The organism is Mycoplana azooxidifex (assembly GCF_014196765.1).
GTDB lineage: Bacteria > Pseudomonadota > Alphaproteobacteria > Rhizobiales > Rhizobiaceae > Mycoplana > Mycoplana azooxidifex.
In genome coordinates this window covers 118,641-133,466 of sequence record NZ_JACIEE010000014.1, presented here as the reverse complement: position 1 = coordinate 133,466, position 14,826 = coordinate 118,641, and the positions used below count along the sequence as shown (strand labels likewise).

The window sequence follows — 14,826 nt, the reverse complement described above, 5'->3', positions numbered from 1 at the left end:
GTGCACGCGGACAGGCAAGGAAGGACCTGAGTGGTATCCGAGCCGACAAATCGAACGGCCGACTGTGTCAGCTTCTCCTTCTGTCGACCTTGTGGGGCTCGTCCTACACGTTCATCAAGATCGGCGTCGAAACGATCCCGCCGGCAATGCCGATCGCGGCGCGGACGCTGATTGCCGGAAGCCTCCTCCTCGTTCTCGTGAAGGCACGCGGCCTTTCGCTGCTGCGGGATCGCACGAGTTGGGGTCGCTTTCTCTTCCAAGCCTGCATGAACAGCGTCTTCCCGTTCACCCTAATCGCCTGGGCGGAGCAGACCACCGACGCCGGCCTTGCGACGATCCTCAACTCGACCTCGCCGATCTTCACCTTCTTGCTGACAGTCCTCATCACCCGCCACGAGGCAGTGACTTGCCGCAAGATATTCGGGGTTTTCGCGGGCCTGCTCGGCGTCTGCCTCATTGTCGGCTTCGAGGTGCTGTCGGGCCTTGGAGAGGAAACGTGGGCGCAGCTCGCCATCGTCGCGGCGACGATCTCCTATGCGGGCGCTACTCTGTCCGGATGCTGGAGCAGCGTCTGGGCGTCCGCCTGATCTCGCATACTACCCGCAGTCTTTCGCTGACCGATGCCGGAGAGCGCATGCTGCGTCCGGCCTTCAATCATATCGATAGCGAAATCGCCGCGGTGTCTGCGCTGCGCGACAAGCCGACCGGGACCTTCCGCCATGCCGCCAGAACCGCGCTATGGCCTGTCGTCTCCAAATTCCTCATCAAATACCAGATGGCGAGGTGGAGCTCAGCGTCGACGAAGGGCTGACGGATATTGTCGCCAGCCGCTTACACGGCAAAAGACACCAGGCTCTTTGCCCAGGCGATCAACCTGACGCCATGCTTCACGCCGGTCGCTAGTCCGCAGTCCAACGGCATGTCGGAAGCCTTCGTCAAAACCCTGAAACGGGACTATATCCGCATCTCACCGCTTCCGGACGCCGAAACCGCGCTCCGGCAGATCGACGGATGGATCGAGGACTACAACGAAATCCATCCCCATTCCGCGCTCAAGATGGCTTCCCCCAGGCAGTTCATCAGGGCCAAATCAAACTAGCCGACTGTCCGGTGAAACGGGGGGCACTCCAGGCCACACGATACGACCGGAGAGCCGACAACTATCTCGCCGCACTCAAACTCGCAGCCACAAGGATATGGATCGCTTCAGCTAATGAGTCCGCGTCCTAGTTCGAAGCGCCTCGGTGGTCCAGCCCAAGGGGTTCACTCCAACGCCGGGTCAGTTCTCAGTGGCAATCAACACCTCCACCTCGACAGAGGAGAACGGGCCGTCCGGAACATTCGTGAGAGTGGGAGACAGCGCAAGCGGATTGCATTTCATTTCTGCATGGCTTGCGGCTCGACCGTCTTCTGGAAGCCGGATTTCAAACAGGGGGCGACGGCGGTCGCTTTTGGATGCTTCGATGAGAAGGAGGGACTGGAACCGACCCAGAGCGTCTACGATGAACAGCGTCATTGCTGGGTTTCGATCCACCCGGTTTGAATATCCGGATGGAGCGAGCCGCCCAGCGTCGTCTTGGATTGCCGAATGCTCCCCGCCATGGGGAGCACGACGGGGATGCTTGATCAGCTGTCGGTTGGCGACGGGGAATCGGTGGGTTTCGCCTACCGGACTGTAACGGTGATGCATCCGGAAAGGGATTTGCCCTTCAGCTTGGACGACGTGTTCCGCGTGCAGAACCTGTCCTTTCCCTTGAAGCCGGCACTGGGCGTGTAGACCAGGCCCCTTCCTGCGACGACCGAAATCTTGCCGCTCTTCGGCTTGCTGGTGACCGTGACATCCGTGGCAGGGATGCGGGTTTTTCTGACGTCATCCACGAAGCCGGGAAAGCTGATCTTGCAGCTCTTGTCGTGGGCGGTCATTTCGAACTTGCCTGCTCCCCTACCGCTGGCCCACCCCCGTCCATTGCTCCCGGTGCATGCAGCATGGACAGTTGAAACAGAAAAGCATCCGATAAGAAAGGCGGTAGCCAAAGTCGTCGCCAAGGCGCGCATGTTATTACACTCCCGTGTTGGTTTCCTTGCAAATGATCCGGCAATCAAGCGGGGCGCCGCCGCTTGGTTCCAGTGCTTGGAGGGAAGCAGAATTCCGGAAGTTGGCCAGCGCAAAATTGGGTAATTTCAGGAAAAATCGGAAAAACAGCAAGCGAAGACGGTTCATCTTTTAATCCCTCCCGCTAGAGTATGGCTACACGCCAAAGGGGAAGGTTTGTCTTGATTTCGGACGAGTGGGAACGGTTCAGAAGTTGGCACCTGCTGTTCGACAGGTTATGCCGCCTGCGCGGATATCCCGAGAATGCCGCGCTGGCGAGTGCGCTGTGCCGGCAACTGGGCCGATCCGGGGAAAAGGATTTCCAGGCGGCCGAGAAGAACCTGCGCAGCTGGCGCCGCGGGCGGCGCATCCCGCTCCGGCGAAATGCTGCCATCCTCGCTAGATTGCTCGATGTCGAAACCGACCCCGTCCTCAAGAGGATGTGGAACAAGACCTACCGCGCCCTTCAGGATGGTGACGAGGGCGGCCGCACTACCGATCTGCATTGCGAGGCTCCTGCCGCCGACAGTATCGCGCCGTCCCGGCCAGCGACACTGTCGCCGCGAATGGCGCTTCTCCTGTCGGCGACTTTGCCGTTCGGGCTCCTGGCCGCGGTCGGGTTGCCGGGACTGACGGTTTCGGACGTCGTTTCGATCGACACGGCGAAGCTCCCGACCGTTGCCTATAACGCCAGGGCTTTCCTCTCCGTCGGGACGGAGAAGCTCATTCATGGCGCGGTTGAAGGATGCGACGGTGGACCCTCCGAATGGGCCGCCATCGTGGATCACCTACCGACGAGCGAGACCGGCATTTTCGCCGATGGCGGCCTCGCCACCAAGATGATGAACGGCTGCGGAAAGGAGATGGTCGTGCGCGCCGTCAGGTTCATTGCCATCCGTCCGGGCGTCGAGGAGCTGAAGGTGCTCAACGCCTACTTCAAGATCGAGGTGACGTCTGCCTCGATCGAGCCTGGTCAAGGTCTCTGAGGGAAATGCCTATGATACGGGATACCGAGCAATTCAATACCTGGCACAAGCTGTTCGATGCACTGTGCGAGGAAAGCGGATTTTCCGACAATATGTCGTTGGCAGCACGATATTGCGAGATGACGGGCAGCCACGGGCAAAAGCAATTCGATACGGCTGTCCGCAATCTCAACAACTGGCGCACCGGCCGCCATCTTCCCCGACCGCGCAGCGTGCGCGTCCTGTCACGGCTGCTGAAGGTCGAGACTGACCCCGGATTGATGGTGCAATGGAATACGCTCTACGATCAGGTACGCAACGCCACGGAAGGTCCCGTGGACGAGGCCGCCGAGGAAACCGTGATGCCTGTTTCGACACCAAGGCGGACGGCTACCGCTGGGCGCTCGCTCCTGATGGGCCTTGCCGGCATCGGTCTCTTCTCGCTGGGCGTGGCAACCGGGCTTCTTTGGGAGTCGCAATGGCGACCGTGGCGGACGAGCGTCGATGATGCTCCTCTTGTCACTTACCTGCCCGAGGTCCGCCTGGTCGTCGGCCAAAGCCGCATCATTCATGGCGAGCGGGGCGATTGCGGCCGGTTGCCGCGCGAATGGCGGGATGTATGGGGCAATCTTCCATCCTCCCGCATCGGCGAATTCTCCGATGCGGGCGTCGTTCGGCGTTATTCGATGTTTTGCAAGGGCGTGACGCCAGCGCGCGGTATCCGCTTCACGGCGAAAGCGCCCGGCACGGAGGAAATGTACGTGACCGGTGATTATATGAAGATAACGGTCGTCGACGAGGCCTCGCTGACGCTCGCGTCCCCCAACGTCAACGAAAATGAGCGTTAATTCCGTTCCTATTCCTTCGGTTTGTCACCTGGCATGAAGGAAACCCAAAGTGATCCTCCGGGCTTCGCTGCTGTGTCAGTGTCCGCTCTGCGCGGAGAACGCCGCATGCTCCTTGTCGTGCAGGGCGAAGCGGTCGAGCATGTGTGCGCTCGCCGCATTGACGCCGATAACGGCGACATCGACGCCCTGGCGGCGGTATTTGAGGACGATCTTGTCGAGCGCGCCGACGGCGGTGATGTCCCAGAGATGTGCCTCCGTGACGTCGATCGTCACCTTGCGCAGCGTCTCGGTGAAATCGAAAGCCGCAGTGAAGCTCTCCGCCGAAGCGAAGAATATCTGGCCATCGACATGATAGGTGCGCTCGTCGCCATCATCATTCAGCACGGAACGAACGTGGAAGAGCTTTGCCACCTTGCCGGCAAAGAACACACCGGAGAGCAGCACGCCGACGAGCACGCCCTTGGCGAGGTCATGCGTGCCGACGACGGTCGCGACCGTTGCCAGCATGACGATGGAAGATGACGGCGGATTGCGGCGCAGGTCGAGGATCGAGCGCCAGGAGAAGGTGCCGACCGAGACCATGATCATCACGGCGACCAGTGCGGCCATCGGGATGATGCGCACGAGATCGTCCAGCACGAGGATGAGGAACAGCAGGAAGGCGCCGGCGACGAAAGTCGAGAGCCGTCCACGGCCGCCCGAGGTGACGTTGATCACCGACTGGCCGATCATAGCGCAACCGCCCATGCCGCCGATGAGGCCGGAGGCGATGTTGCTGGCCCCTTGCCCGATGCATTCCTGGCTCTTCGAGCTCGGCGTATCCGTCATGTCGTCGACGATCTGGGCCGTCAGCAGCGATTCGAGCAGGCCCACCGCAGCAAGGGCCACGGAATACGGGAAGATGATCTGCAGCGTCTCGAAGGTCAGCGGCACCTGCGGCAGCGCGAAGATCGGCAGCGCGGAGGGCAGTTCGCCGAGATCGCCGACCGTGCGCAAATCCAGGCCGCCCCAATAAGCGATGCCGGTCAGCACCAGAATGGCGACGAGCGGCGACGGGATGGCCTTGGTGACGTATGGAAAGAGGTAGATGATCGCAAGCCCCCCAGCGATCATGATATAGGTCGGGCCCGGTACGCCGATGAGTTCCGGCAGCTGCGCCATGAAAATGAGGACGGCCAGAGCGTTGACGAAGCCGGTGATGACCGAACGCGACACGAAGCGCATGACGCGGCCGAGCTTCAGAAAGCCGGCGCCGATCTGGGTGAAGCCCATCAACAACGTGGCGGCGAAGAGATATTCGAGGCCGTGTTCCTTCACGAGCGTGACCATCAGCACGGCGGTCGCCGCCGTGGCGGCCGAGATCATGCCGGGCCGGCCGCCGACGAAGGCGGAGACGCAGGCGATGGCGAAGGAGGCGAAGAGCCCGACCTTTGGGTCGACGCCGGCAATGACCGAGAAGCCGATGGCTTCGGGAATGAGAGCCAGCGCCACAACGATGCCGGAGAGAATGTCGGCGCGAATGTTCGAGAACCACTCGCGCTTGTAGGTCGTCAGATTGAACATGGAAAAGTCCGCAAAGAAATGCATCCAGACCGGACGTCGTCCGGCTTTGTAAACAGGTTTGATGCTTTGCGTTGTCTGGCGGATCGGCGGCCAGAAGAGCCACCCGGAGTTTCACCGGGTCCGGGGTGAGTGGACCCGTTATATAAAAGGTGCCGCGCGCGTCAACGGCGATATCCTTGTTTCCGAAAACTCCAGATGTCTAGCAGATGCAGCGGTTAAGCGGAATCCTGCGGCGGGAGCGCGCTTCCGCCGGCCTTCTCGGAGGCGCGCCGCGCTCTGATCGCAGCGGCGATGAAGACACGGGACAGGCCGTGATAGAGCGGTTCGCGGGAGAGAATGCGCGAGGTCAGATAGCCGAGCATCGAAACGGCCATCAGCGGAATGACGGCCTCGTGGTCGCCGGTCATCTCGAGGATGATGACGAAGGCGGTCATCGGCGCCTGCACGACACCGGCAAAGTAGCCGGCCATGCCGAGGATCGCCGCAAGCGCGACACTGGTACCCAGTAGCGACCCCACGGTGCTGCCCAGCCCCGCGCCGACCGCGAGCGACGGCGCGAGTAGCTTGGACTTTCTGTAGAAGGCAGACATCGTCTCGTTTCGGGTGGCGGCGGGAACAGGCGGCGGACCGGACGAAGGCGTCACGCAATCGCGAGCCGCTCGCTGATCTTCCTACACCATTTCTGCCGATTTCCTTAATCCGCCCGCGTTTTCCATCGTCGGGAGAGAAGATGGTCGAGGGAAAACCGGCCAGATCCCCGGGCGGCGATGAGAAGAAGGCAGGCGGCCCAGGTGCCGTGTGTCGGCCAGACGTCGGGATAGACGAGGATCTCGATCACCAGCGTCATCCCGAGAAGCGCCAGTGCGGAGAGGCGGCTGGCAAGGCCGATGACGAGGAGCACCGGGAACAGATGCTCGGCGAAAGCGGCAAGATGGGCGCCGATCCAGGGGCTGACGAAGGGCAGCCGGTATTCAGTCTCGAAGAGATAGAAGGCTGTGTCCGTGACATGCCAGCCTTCCACCTTCGTTTGCCCGGAGCGCCAGAAGACGCCGGCGATCGACAGGCGGGCAACGAGGGCGATCAGGTCATACGGTATGCAGTCGAGCAGGCGTGTTGCCTCTTCGAGACGATGCGTGAGGCGGTGCGATGCGGCCATGGCCGCGCTGGCGTCAGTGTCCATTGGTATTGTCCTTTCGGATGGCGGTGAAGGCCCCGGATTGCAGGAGACGCACGAGAGCTGCGGCAAGATCGAAGCCCCGCAGGGCGCTGGCGTCCTCCGCCGCCGCGCCGAGCGTGGCGCCGCCGGCCAGCGCCTGGAGGAAGGCCGCCTCGGCGGGTTCCAGCCGCAGGACATCGACCAGCAGGCGCGGCCGCACCACGAGCGCTGTCTCGCCTGTCCAGGGCTTGATCGGTCCGGGCTCGAGCGGCACGGCGTCGGCGGCGTGATAGGCGTGTCCGCGCGCGGCCTCCAGCCGGATGACGTCGGGCAGGTAGGCAAGGTCGCGCGCCGGCTCGAACGTCGCGACAAAATCGGCGAAATCGTCGCCGTAGAAGAGAAGGAGCGGCGAGCGTGGCGGATGCCGTTCGGCATAGGCCAGCGCCATGGCCGTGAAGAAATCCCCCCCGACGATACGGCGGGCGGCGGGAAAGCGGGTGGCGAGCGCGCCGGTGAGGCCGCTTGCGACATCGTTGCGGTAGACCGCGGAGCGGCGCTCCGGCCGTGGTCCGCTCCAGGCCGATGTGCCTTGCGGCGGGGGCAGCGCGCGGTCGATGAGCGCTGCGGCGAACCTGTCCTGGATCTCGCTCGACATGGCTGGCCCTCACGCCGCGCGCCGCGCCAGGGCGGCATCGAGCAGCGTTTGCGCCGCCCCGGCCTCGGCGCGCAGCACCGGCCAGGCGGGTATGTCGTTGTCCCATTCGACGAGGGTGGCGACCGGTCCGGTGCGGGCAAGGACGGTCTCGTAAAGCGCCCAGACGGGATCAGTGACGGGGGTGTCGTGGCTGTCGATGAGAAGGGGGAAACCGGCATCGTCGACGGTATCGCAATGGCCGCCGAGATGGAGTTCGCGAACCCTGTCGAGCGGAAACCGGTCGATATAGGCGGCCGGGTCGAGCCGGTGATTCGTCGCCGCCACGAAGACGTTGTTGACGTCGAGCAGCAGGCCGCAGCCGGTGCGGCGGGACACCTCCGCCAGGAAGGCCGTTTCCTCGATCGTGCTTTCGTCGAAGAGAAGGTAGGTGGCCGGGTTTTCCAGCAGCATCTGCCGTTTCAGCGTTTCCTGCACCTGGTCGATATGCTCCGCGACCCGGGCGAGCGTGGTTTCGGTATAGGGCAGCGGCAGGAGATCGTTGAGAAACACCTCGCCGTGCGACGACCAGGCGAGATGTTCGGAAAAGCTTTCCGGCTCGTAGCGGTCGCACAGGGTTTTCAGCCGCGTCAGGTGTTCGCCGTCGAGCGGCTGCATGGCGCCGATCGACAGGCCGACGCCGTGGATGGAGAGCGCATAGTCTTCTCGCAACCGGGCGAGGCGCGCATGCGGCGGGCCGCCGGCACCCATGTAGTTTTCGGCATGGACCTCGAAGAAGCCGAGCGGCTGCGGCCGCGCGTCGATCTTGGCAAAATGCTCGGGCTTGAAGCCGACGCCGGCGCGGCGCGGCAGGCGGGATGCTTTCATGGCGAATCTCCTCGGTTCGGGACGGACGGCGCGGGGCGCGCCGTCCGCATGCCTGTCAGGCCGGGGCTGCGCCCTAGACCAGCGAGCCATGGCCGTTCGGCGTCTGCATCGCCTCGCAGGTGCCGGCGGGCACGAGTTTCCAGGCGTTCTGCTGGTAGTCGATCTTCGACGTGCCGGCGCAGGTGGTGCCGGGGCCGGCGGCGCAGTCGTTTTGCCCCTTCAGCGCGATGCCGTAGCACTTCTCCTTCGCGTCGCTTGCCGCGACGGTCTGAACGGCGCCGATGAGGCAAGATCTGCGCAACCCTGCTCCTGGCGCTCCTCGCCTCCCGCCTCGTCTTCCTGATCGGCCGCCCCGGCGTTCCGTGGCAGGCGGCGGCGCTGGCGCTCCTCCTGCTGGCGGCGGCCGTCGTCGCGGCGGTCTTGCTGGAACTGTTCGCCATGCCCGCGCAGGGCTGGATGCCGGCGCTGGTCGGTCGGCATGCCGCCTTCTGCGTCTTCTTCATCCCGGTCCTCGCCGTCTCACCGCTTGCGGGGTTCCTCTTCGCGCTGAGGAACGGCGCCCCCGACGATCCGGGGCAGGCGGGAACGGTCGCCGGCTTTGCCGCCGGGGCGATCGCCGCGGCGATCTACGCCTGGCACTGCCCCGACGACAGTCCCTTGTTCGTCGCTGTCTGGTATACGGCCGGGATCGCCGCCGTCACCGCCTGCGGCTTCCTTATCGGACGCCGCTTTCTGCGCTGGTGATCGCCTCGGCGAAGGCTTTGCCCGGTGAAAGAGCCTGCAGGTCGCGTCCGCTCGGGTTTTGGAATACCCGCAGATCGAATTCGGGCAGGATCGCCAGGAGATGATCGAAGATGTCCGACTGGATGCCCTCGTACATTGCCCAGGCGGTCGTGTTGGCGAAGCAGTAGATTTCCAGCGGCAGGCCTTCTGGCTGGGGCGGCAGTTGCCGCACCATGATCGTCATGCCCTGATGGACGCCTGGATGATTGCGCAGGTAGTCCTCCACATAGGCGCGGAACGTTCCGATATTGGTGGCGCGGCGTGTGTTGGCCGGAATGCGGGCGCGCTCGCCGAGCTTGTCGTTCCATTCGGACAGTTCCGCCTGCTTGCGCTTCAGATAGGTCTCCAGACGCTCCAGCTTCGACAACCGTTCCTCTTCCTCCGGCGCGAGGAAACGAATGCTGGTCTGATCGAGATAGATCGCACGCTTGATGCGCCGCCCGCCCGATTCCTGCATGCCGCGCCAGTTCTTGACAGGATCGGTCACGAGCTTGCGGATGGGGATCGTGGTGATCGTCTTGTCGAAGTTCTGCACCTTCACGGTGTGAAGCGCGATCTCGACGACGTCGCCGTCGGCGTTCTGGCCCGGCATCTCGATCCAGTCGCCGACGCGCACCATATCGGTGGAAGAGATCTGGATGCCGGCAACAAGCGACAGCAGCGTGTCCTGGAACACCAGGATGAGCACGGCCGCCATCGCGCCGAGGCCCGACAGGAGGATCAGCGGCGACCGGTCGATCAACGTGGCGATCATGAGCAGCGCCGCGATGACATAGACGGCGATCTTCACGACCTGGACATAGCCCTTGATCGGCTTGAGCCGCGCATCCGGCCGGCGATGATAGAGGGTGTCGACGATGTTGAGGGCGGCGCTGACGGCCATGGCGACCGTCAGGATCATGAACGCACTGGAGACGTTTCGAATGACGACGACGACGAAGGCCGGCAGGTTCGGCACGAGGGCGATACCGGACGAGATGACCAATGCCGGCATCACGTTCGCCAGCCGTTCGACCAGCCCGTGCCGGCGCAGTTCCGGGTCGCGGCCATAGGCGGTGAGGGTCAATACACGGTTGAGCGCACGTACAAGCAGCGCTTTCACCACATAGTTGGCGAACAGTGCGGCGAGCGCGAGCGCAAGAAGTGCGATTCCCGTGGTGAGAACCGGGTGTACGTCGGGGAAATTGGCGATCATAATCCTGTCCGTGGAACTTGGATGCATTCGGCCGGCGCAAGGAACCTCAAGAGCGCCGGCTTGCGGCAAGGTCCGCCGTTACCGGTCGTCCCGGGCGTCGAGGTGTGAGGCGATCGTCCGCAATCGACGGTTCAGCACTTCGACATCCACCGATGCCTGACGGAGTTCCTCGCGCAAGGCGGCCTGCCCGTCCTCGGATTTTTCTTCCAGCGGTCCATGTCCGAAGCCGGTCAGAAGCCAGGACGGGCTGACGCCGAGCACACCGGCCATCATCGTCAGCCGGTTGGCGCGCGGGACATCCCGGTCGCATTCCCATGCGCTCCAGCTCGTGGCGAGGACGCCCAGTCGCTCTGCGGCTTCCTCAGCGGATAGTCCGCAGGCCTCGCGAGCAAACGATATGCGACCGCCAAGCGTGTCATCGTTGTGCGGTGCGGCGTTGTCGCTGAACATGTTCATTCTCCAGTTTCATGAATTTCGGGAAAGCAGCAGGGTGCGATCGCCGTGTCGATGCACGGCGATCCGATCGGATTTTGCTGCTGTTCTCAGGCGCTTTGCAGTCTCGCTCGCTCCGAAGCGAGGCCCTTCCAGAGGGCGACGCACATGCCGAGCAGCACGAGTGCGAAGGGAATGCCGGTGGTGATGGCAGCTGCCTGCAAGGCGGCAAGGCCGCCGGCCAGCAGGAGGACGACCGCCACCAGTCCCTCGAAGACCGCCCAGAACACACGCTGGGGAACGGGTGCATCGACCTTGCCGCCGGCAGTGATCGTGTCGATGACCAGCGAGCCGGAATCGGAAGACGTCACGAAGAAGACGACGACCAGGACTATCCCGAGGAAGGACGTGATGGCGGCGAACGGCATCGCCTCCAGCATGACGAAGAGTTGAAGTTCCAGCGTCGCTTCCGCGACCGCGTTCGAGCCCTGCTCGACGATCTGGTGAAGGGCTGCGCTGCCGAAGGCGGTCATCCAGAGCACGCAGACAAGCGAGGGGATGAGGAGGACGCAGATCAGGAATTCCCGGACCGTCCGCCCGCGGGAAACGCGGGCGATGAACATGCCGACGAAGGGCGACCAGGAAATCCACCAGGCCCAGTAGAAGGCCGTCCAGCCGTCGAAGAAATGCTGGTCCGTGCGGCCGAAGGGGTTGGCGAGCGCCGGCAGGTTTACGACATAGGCTCCCAGATACTCGAAGAAGCCGGTGAGGATGGCGAGCGTCGGGCCGACCAGGATGACGAAGAGCAGAAGCAGGGCCGCCAGCGCCATGTTGATTTCGCTGAGGCGCTTCACACCCGCATCGAGCCCGGCCACCACTGAAAACAGTGCGATCCCGGTGATGCCGATGATGAGCATGATCTTCGAGGTCTCGGAGACGGGAAGACCGAAGAGGTGGTTGAGGCCGGCATTGGCCTGTTCCGCGCCGATGCCGAGGGACGTCGCCAGGCCGAACAGCGTCGCGAAGACCGCCAGCACGTCGATGAGGTGGCCCGGCCACCCCCAGACGCGTTCTCCGAGCAACGGATAGAAGGCGGAGCGGATGGTCAGCGGCAGGCCGCGATTATAGGCGAAGAAGGCAAGCGCCAGACCCACGACGGCATAGATCGCCCAGGGATGGAGGCCCCAATGGAATATGGTCGCCGCCATGCCGAGCCGGCGCGCAGCCTCGACATCGCCCGCAGCGCCCGACAGCGGGGCCCAGCTATCGGCCGTTCCGGCGTCAGTGGCGAAGGAGGCGCTGAAATGCGAGACCGGCTCCGAGACGCCGTAGAACATCAGGCCGATGCCCATGCCGGCCGCAAAGAGCATGGCGAACCAGCCCGTATACGTAAAATCCGGCTGGGCGTCCTTGCCGCCCAGCCGGATGCTGCCGAAGGGACTGAAGATCAGAACGATACAGAAGAGGACAAAGATATTGGCGGCGGTCGCGAGGAACCAGTCGAAGGACTCCGTGACGGCCGGCCTGAGCCAGCTGAAGAATTCGGTCATCGGCGCCTGGAAAGTGGCGGCGAAGAACACGAAAAGAACAATGATGCCGCCCGATATGAAGAAAACCGGATTGTGGATGTCCAGTCCCAGAATATTGACGTTGTCCTGCCCGACTTCATAGTCGGTTTCGTTCTCAATGGTCACGAAAAGTCCTTTCAATTTGAGTCCGGAGGCCAATCCGGACACATTTCCTCCAATACGGAATGTTGAGTGCTCGTTATTTCACGGATTTCCGATCATGGCAAATTCGTGGCGGAAAAAGGAACTTCCTCCGATCGCGTTTGCGGAGTGCGGCGATTTAGGTTAGACGCTCTTGTCATGCGCCTGCGGGCTGGCTCATATCGGGGCAGCACTTTTCACCCTACAAGCGAAACGACTGCACTTTTTTCAGGAGAGTCCGATGAAAGCGTCCGAACCGAAAGCGGAGAGAGTGGCTGTCTGGGCTGCCAACGTTGCCTGCGTGATCATCTCTTTCCTGCTGGTCTTACCGCTGCTCGCCCATTTCGTTTGATTGGTTCTCGCAAAGACAAGGGGCCAAACGCCGCGAGAGCAAGCTGGTTTCTCGCGGCGTTTTCATCGGAACTATCGGACGTCAAGCCTTGATCGATTGGTAAGGGCGCTGAACTGATGGGGTGGATGCCCCCTCCGGCCGGCGTCAGCGTATGATGCCTGCTCAGCGCCATGGTGGCGCACAGGGAGGGAAGGCAGATGTATATCCTCGCGATCGATCTCGCAAAACGGAGTTTCCAGGTCTGCGCAACGGATCGCGGCGGGGCGTGTGTGGATGCCCCCGGTTTGGCAAGAAGAATTTTCTGACTGCTGTCTGCGAACGAGGAATTCTATGGTCGTGTGTCAGGCCTCATGGAGTGGCCTGAACGGCCACGGGCCGGGATGCAGTTCGAAGAACAGGGTCCACATCGGTTCAGAGAGCTTGGTTGACTCGAGCCCCGGGACTGGTTTGCCCCATTCTGAACATTGAAGTCCTTTCCGCATCGTACCGTCAGTCGATCTTCTCACCGGGGCTGATCACCCCAAGCGTCACCGCATTGCCCTTCGACAAAGGCAGCGGATCACGCCATCCTGTAGTTCTGCTCCCTTGTCATCATTGCCCATATGATGCGCGCCATCTTGTTGGCGAGCGCGACAGCGGCGACCATTCGAGGTTTGCGGCCGAGCATGTGCCCGAGCCAGTTGTCGGGAAAGGTGCCCTTGCGGACGATCCATCGAATAATGCTCATGGCCCCGACGACGAGCAACCTGCGAATATCAGTCTGTCCCATCTTGCTGACACCGCCAAGGCGGGTCTTCCCACCCGTCGAATGCTGTCTTGGAACAAGACCGAGCCAGGCGGCAAAGTTTCGACCACTCTTGAAAGCATGGAGGTCAGGCGCAAAGGCGAGGATCGCGCCGGCGGTCACAGGGCCGACTCCAGGAACGGTACAGAGCCGGCGCATCTCAGCGTTCGATGTCGTCGCCTCGCGCAGTTTGAGGCTCAGCTCGTCGACCTTCTCGGAGAGCAACCTGATCTGGTCCAGGTAAAGCCTGCCGATCTCCCGCACGCCGTCCGGCAGATCAACGCCTCCATCATCCAACATGCCTGCAACCGCACCGAGATTGGCCGGGCCTTGCGCAACGACTATCCCAAACTCGGCTAGATGGCCGCGTAGTGCGTTGATGAGCTGGGTACGTTGGCGCACAAAGCATTGGTGGGTTCGGAATGCCACCGCACGCGCCTGATGCTCGGCGCTCTTGACCGCGACGTAGTGTATATTCGGGCGTAATGCGGCCTCCGCGATCGCGGCTGCATCAGCCGCGTCGTTCTTCTGTCGCTTGACGAACGGCTTCACGTAGATGGGCAGGATCAGTCGAACGTCGTGGCCTCGACTTTGCGCGAAGCGGCCCCAAAAGTGGCTGGTGGCACAGGCTTCCATCGCGACAATGCAAGGCGATTGCTCATTCAGAAACTGCTGCAGTCGGGTCCGAGATAGGACGCGATTGAATAGAACCGCCCCGCCGCGATCCGTTGCGCAGACCTGGAAACTCCGTTTTGCGAGATCGATCGCGAGGATATACATCTGCCTTCCCTCCCTGTGCGCCACCATGGCGCTGAGCAGGCATCATACGCTGACGCCGGCCGGAGGGGGCATCCACCCCATCAGTTCACTATTTGTGAGCCCGAATGAAACCTGCACTCGCTTGCGTTAGCGGATATATAAGCGCATCCTTAAATTGTCGGTAGCAATGTCACGGGCTCTACCGCTTGAGGGCTAGTACCCTGGCCCCAATGAGAGGAGGACGACATGTCTTCCGATCCCAGCTTCACCGACATCTCCTCTGAAGAAATGACGATTATCAAATCCATCTTGGACAGCGCGGGCTATGACGCCAGTTTTCTGAGGGATGATCAACGATAATTCAACGCGGCCGCGTTCTTCTTGATGAAGCTGTTTCTGGCGGGGGAGACGTCTCCGGACGCTCTCTCAGCGCAATTGGAGTACAACTTCGGGAAGGCGAGTGTGGACAAGCTTCCCTACAGATCGCCATTTGCGCGCTATGCCATTCAAGGGCTGCCCAGCAATCTGAGAGAACTCCGTCCTGTCGTCGGCAAGGCGAGTTCCCGATCCATTCAAGCAGACGAACAGTCCTGGGAGAATGAGGGCGGCGCGGTCGGGCGTCCCCGTGCTTCCTTCTCCATGGCCGTCAGGAACGTTCTGACGCCAAAA

Annotated in this window: 16 protein-coding genes, 3 pseudogenes and 1 other annotated feature; of the genes and pseudogenes, 7 read left to right on the top strand and 12 right to left on the bottom strand. The window is 62.4% G+C overall.

Translation table 11 applies throughout. The annotated features are described in order from the left end of the window. Positions 1 to 35 precede the first annotated feature (35 nt). The 4 genes and pseudogenes from GGQ64_RS25645 to GGQ64_RS28415 form a co-directional block, all read left to right on the top strand. A pseudogene (locus tag GGQ64_RS25645) lies at positions 36 to 557 on the top strand (DMT family transporter); the annotation flags it as partial. Continuing rightward, positions 557 to 811 carry a hypothetical protein gene (locus GGQ64_RS25640; RefSeq protein WP_246422934.1) on the top strand — a complete coding sequence of 85 codons (255 nt, stop codon included), beginning with the start codon at positions 557 to 559 and terminating at the stop codon, positions 809 to 811. The pseudogene GGQ64_RS25645 and the gene GGQ64_RS25640, both read left to right, overlap by 1 nt. A gap of 15 nt (positions 812 to 826) precedes the next feature. Continuing rightward, positions 827 to 1,099, top strand: a pseudogene (locus GGQ64_RS25635) (integrase core domain-containing protein); the annotation flags it as partial. Between the two features lie 114 nt (positions 1,100 to 1,213). Next, entirely contained in the window at positions 1,214 to 1,543 is a 330-nt protein-coding gene (locus GGQ64_RS28415; RefSeq protein ID WP_183808146.1) for a GFA family protein, read from the top strand. A gap of 122 nt (positions 1,544 to 1,665) precedes the next feature. Here GGQ64_RS28415 and GGQ64_RS25625 read toward each other — a convergent pair whose 3' ends face one another. Both GGQ64_RS25625 and GGQ64_RS25620 read right to left on the bottom strand, forming a co-directional pair. After that, complete coding sequence (locus GGQ64_RS25625) at positions 1,666 to 1,923, bottom strand: Ig-like domain-containing protein (protein WP_210300445.1); 258 nt, start codon at positions 1,921 to 1,923, stop codon at positions 1,666 to 1,668. A gap of 136 nt (positions 1,924 to 2,059) precedes the next feature. Then, positions 2,060 to 2,221 carry a hypothetical protein gene (locus tag GGQ64_RS25620; protein ID WP_183808144.1) on the bottom strand — a complete coding sequence of 54 codons (162 nt, stop codon included), beginning with the start codon at positions 2,219 to 2,221 and terminating at the stop codon, positions 2,060 to 2,062. Positions 2,222 to 2,274: 53 nt separating this feature from the next. On the opposite strand from GGQ64_RS25620, the gene GGQ64_RS25615 reads away from it, so the two are divergent. Together GGQ64_RS25615 and GGQ64_RS25610 are read left to right on the top strand one after the other, a co-directional pair. Then, positions 2,275 to 3,078 (top strand): hypothetical protein, encoded by an 804-nt coding sequence (locus tag GGQ64_RS25615; protein WP_183808143.1) that lies wholly within the window; start codon positions 2,275 to 2,277, stop codon positions 3,076 to 3,078. Positions 3,079 to 3,089: 11 nt separating this feature from the next. Beyond that, positions 3,090 to 3,905 carry a hypothetical protein gene (locus GGQ64_RS25610; RefSeq protein WP_183808142.1) on the top strand — a complete coding sequence of 272 codons (816 nt, stop codon included), beginning with the start codon at positions 3,090 to 3,092 and terminating at the stop codon, positions 3,903 to 3,905. Positions 3,906 to 3,980: 75 nt separating this feature from the next. Here GGQ64_RS25610 and GGQ64_RS25605 read toward each other — a convergent pair whose 3' ends face one another. From GGQ64_RS25605 to GGQ64_RS25580, 6 genes and pseudogenes are all read right to left on the bottom strand, one after another. Continuing rightward, positions 3,981 to 5,468, bottom strand: a complete 1,488-nt coding sequence (locus GGQ64_RS25605) for a SulP family inorganic anion transporter (protein WP_183808141.1) — start codon at positions 5,466 to 5,468, stop codon at positions 3,981 to 3,983. Between the two features lie 69 nt (positions 5,469 to 5,537). Next, positions 5,538 to 5,593, bottom strand: a sequence feature (sul1 is cis-regulatory element that is thought to sense ions involved in sulfur or methionine metabolism; They are found in Alphaproteobacteria). Between the two features lie 90 nt (positions 5,594 to 5,683). After that, positions 5,684 to 6,031, bottom strand: a pseudogene (locus tag GGQ64_RS25600) (chloride channel protein); the annotation flags it as partial. 131 nt (positions 6,032 to 6,162) lie between these two features. Beyond that, positions 6,163 to 6,648 (bottom strand): DoxX family protein, encoded by a 486-nt coding sequence (locus GGQ64_RS25595; RefSeq protein ID WP_183808140.1) that lies wholly within the window; start codon positions 6,646 to 6,648, stop codon positions 6,163 to 6,165. Beyond that, entirely contained in the window at positions 6,638 to 7,279 is a 642-nt protein-coding gene (locus GGQ64_RS25590) for an HvfC/BufC N-terminal domain-containing protein (RefSeq protein WP_183808139.1), read from the bottom strand. Before GGQ64_RS25590 ends, GGQ64_RS25595 begins: the two co-directional genes overlap by 11 nt. 9 nt (positions 7,280 to 7,288) lie before the next feature. Further along, positions 7,289 to 8,143, bottom strand: coding sequence for an MNIO family bufferin maturase (gene bufB / locus GGQ64_RS25585; RefSeq protein ID WP_183808138.1), 855 nt, complete (start codon positions 8,141 to 8,143; stop codon positions 7,289 to 7,291). A 73-nt stretch (positions 8,144 to 8,216) separates the two neighbouring features. After that, positions 8,217 to 8,444: a BufA1 family periplasmic bufferin-type metallophore gene (locus tag GGQ64_RS25580; RefSeq protein WP_183808137.1), complete on the bottom strand. Its 228-nt coding sequence runs from the start codon at positions 8,442 to 8,444 to the stop codon at positions 8,217 to 8,219. Between GGQ64_RS25580 and GGQ64_RS25575 the strand changes: the two genes are divergently transcribed. Beyond that, positions 8,435 to 8,887 (top strand): NrsF family protein, encoded by a 453-nt coding sequence (locus GGQ64_RS25575; RefSeq protein ID WP_183808174.1) that lies wholly within the window; start codon positions 8,435 to 8,437, stop codon positions 8,885 to 8,887. The genes GGQ64_RS25580 and GGQ64_RS25575 overlap by 10 nt on opposite strands. Here GGQ64_RS25575 and GGQ64_RS25570 read toward each other — a convergent pair. From GGQ64_RS25570 to GGQ64_RS25555, 4 genes are all read right to left on the bottom strand, one after another. Further along, on the bottom strand, positions 8,859 to 10,118 hold the full coding sequence (locus tag GGQ64_RS25570) for a mechanosensitive ion channel family protein (RefSeq protein ID WP_412178899.1): 1,260 nt from the start codon (positions 10,116 to 10,118) through the stop codon (positions 8,859 to 8,861). The genes GGQ64_RS25575 and GGQ64_RS25570 overlap by 29 nt on opposite strands. An 81-nt stretch (positions 10,119 to 10,199) precedes the next feature. Then, the gene (locus tag GGQ64_RS25565) at positions 10,200 to 10,577 is read right to left on the bottom strand and encodes a helix-turn-helix domain-containing protein (protein ID WP_183808135.1); all 378 of its coding nucleotides are present in this window, start codon (positions 10,575 to 10,577) and stop codon (positions 10,200 to 10,202) included. An 86-nt stretch (positions 10,578 to 10,663) separates the two neighbouring features. After that, on the bottom strand, positions 10,664 to 12,247 hold the full coding sequence (locus GGQ64_RS25560) for a BCCT family transporter (RefSeq protein WP_263814914.1): 1,584 nt from the start codon (positions 12,245 to 12,247) through the stop codon (positions 10,664 to 10,666). A gap of 926 nt (positions 12,248 to 13,173) precedes the next feature. After that, the gene (locus GGQ64_RS25555; protein ID WP_425488544.1) at positions 13,174 to 14,178 is read right to left on the bottom strand and encodes an IS110 family RNA-guided transposase; all 1,005 of its coding nucleotides are present in this window, start codon (positions 14,176 to 14,178) and stop codon (positions 13,174 to 13,176) included. Positions 14,179 to 14,826: the final 648 nt, after the last annotated feature.

Bases quoted from the DNA above. Each gene is read 5' to 3' on its own strand.
- GGQ64_RS25590 (WP_183808139.1), bottom strand. From the start codon at position 7,279: ATGTCGAGCGAGATCCAGGACAGGTTCGCCGCAGCGCTCATCGACCGC.
- GGQ64_RS25610 (WP_183808142.1), top strand. From the start codon at position 3,090: ATGATACGGGATACCGAGCAATTCAATACCTGGCACAAGCTGTTCGAT.
- GGQ64_RS25595 (WP_183808140.1), bottom strand. From the start codon at position 6,648: ATGGACACTGACGCCAGCGCGGCCATGGCCGCATCGCACCGCCTCACG.
- GGQ64_RS25555 (WP_425488544.1), bottom strand. From the start codon at position 14,178: ATGTATATCCTCGCGATCGATCTCGCAAAACGGAGTTTCCAGGTCTGC.
- bufB (WP_183808138.1), bottom strand. From the start codon at position 8,143: ATGAAAGCATCCCGCCTGCCGCGCCGCGCCGGCGTCGGCTTCAAGCCC.
- GGQ64_RS25625 (WP_210300445.1), bottom strand. From the start codon at position 1,923: ATGACCGCCCACGACAAGAGCTGCAAGATCAGCTTTCCCGGCTTCGTG.
- GGQ64_RS25620 (WP_183808144.1), bottom strand. From the start codon at position 2,221: ATGAACCGTCTTCGCTTGCTGTTTTTCCGATTTTTCCTGAAATTACCC.
- GGQ64_RS25565 (WP_183808135.1), bottom strand. From the start codon at position 10,577: ATGAACATGTTCAGCGACAACGCCGCACCGCACAACGATGACACGCTT.
- GGQ64_RS28415 (WP_183808146.1), top strand. From the start codon at position 1,214: ATGAGTCCGCGTCCTAGTTCGAAGCGCCTCGGTGGTCCAGCCCAAGGG.
- GGQ64_RS25605 (WP_183808141.1), bottom strand. From the start codon at position 5,468: ATGTTCAATCTGACGACCTACAAGCGCGAGTGGTTCTCGAACATTCGC.
- GGQ64_RS25640 (WP_246422934.1), top strand. From the start codon at position 557: ATGCTGGAGCAGCGTCTGGGCGTCCGCCTGATCTCGCATACTACCCGC.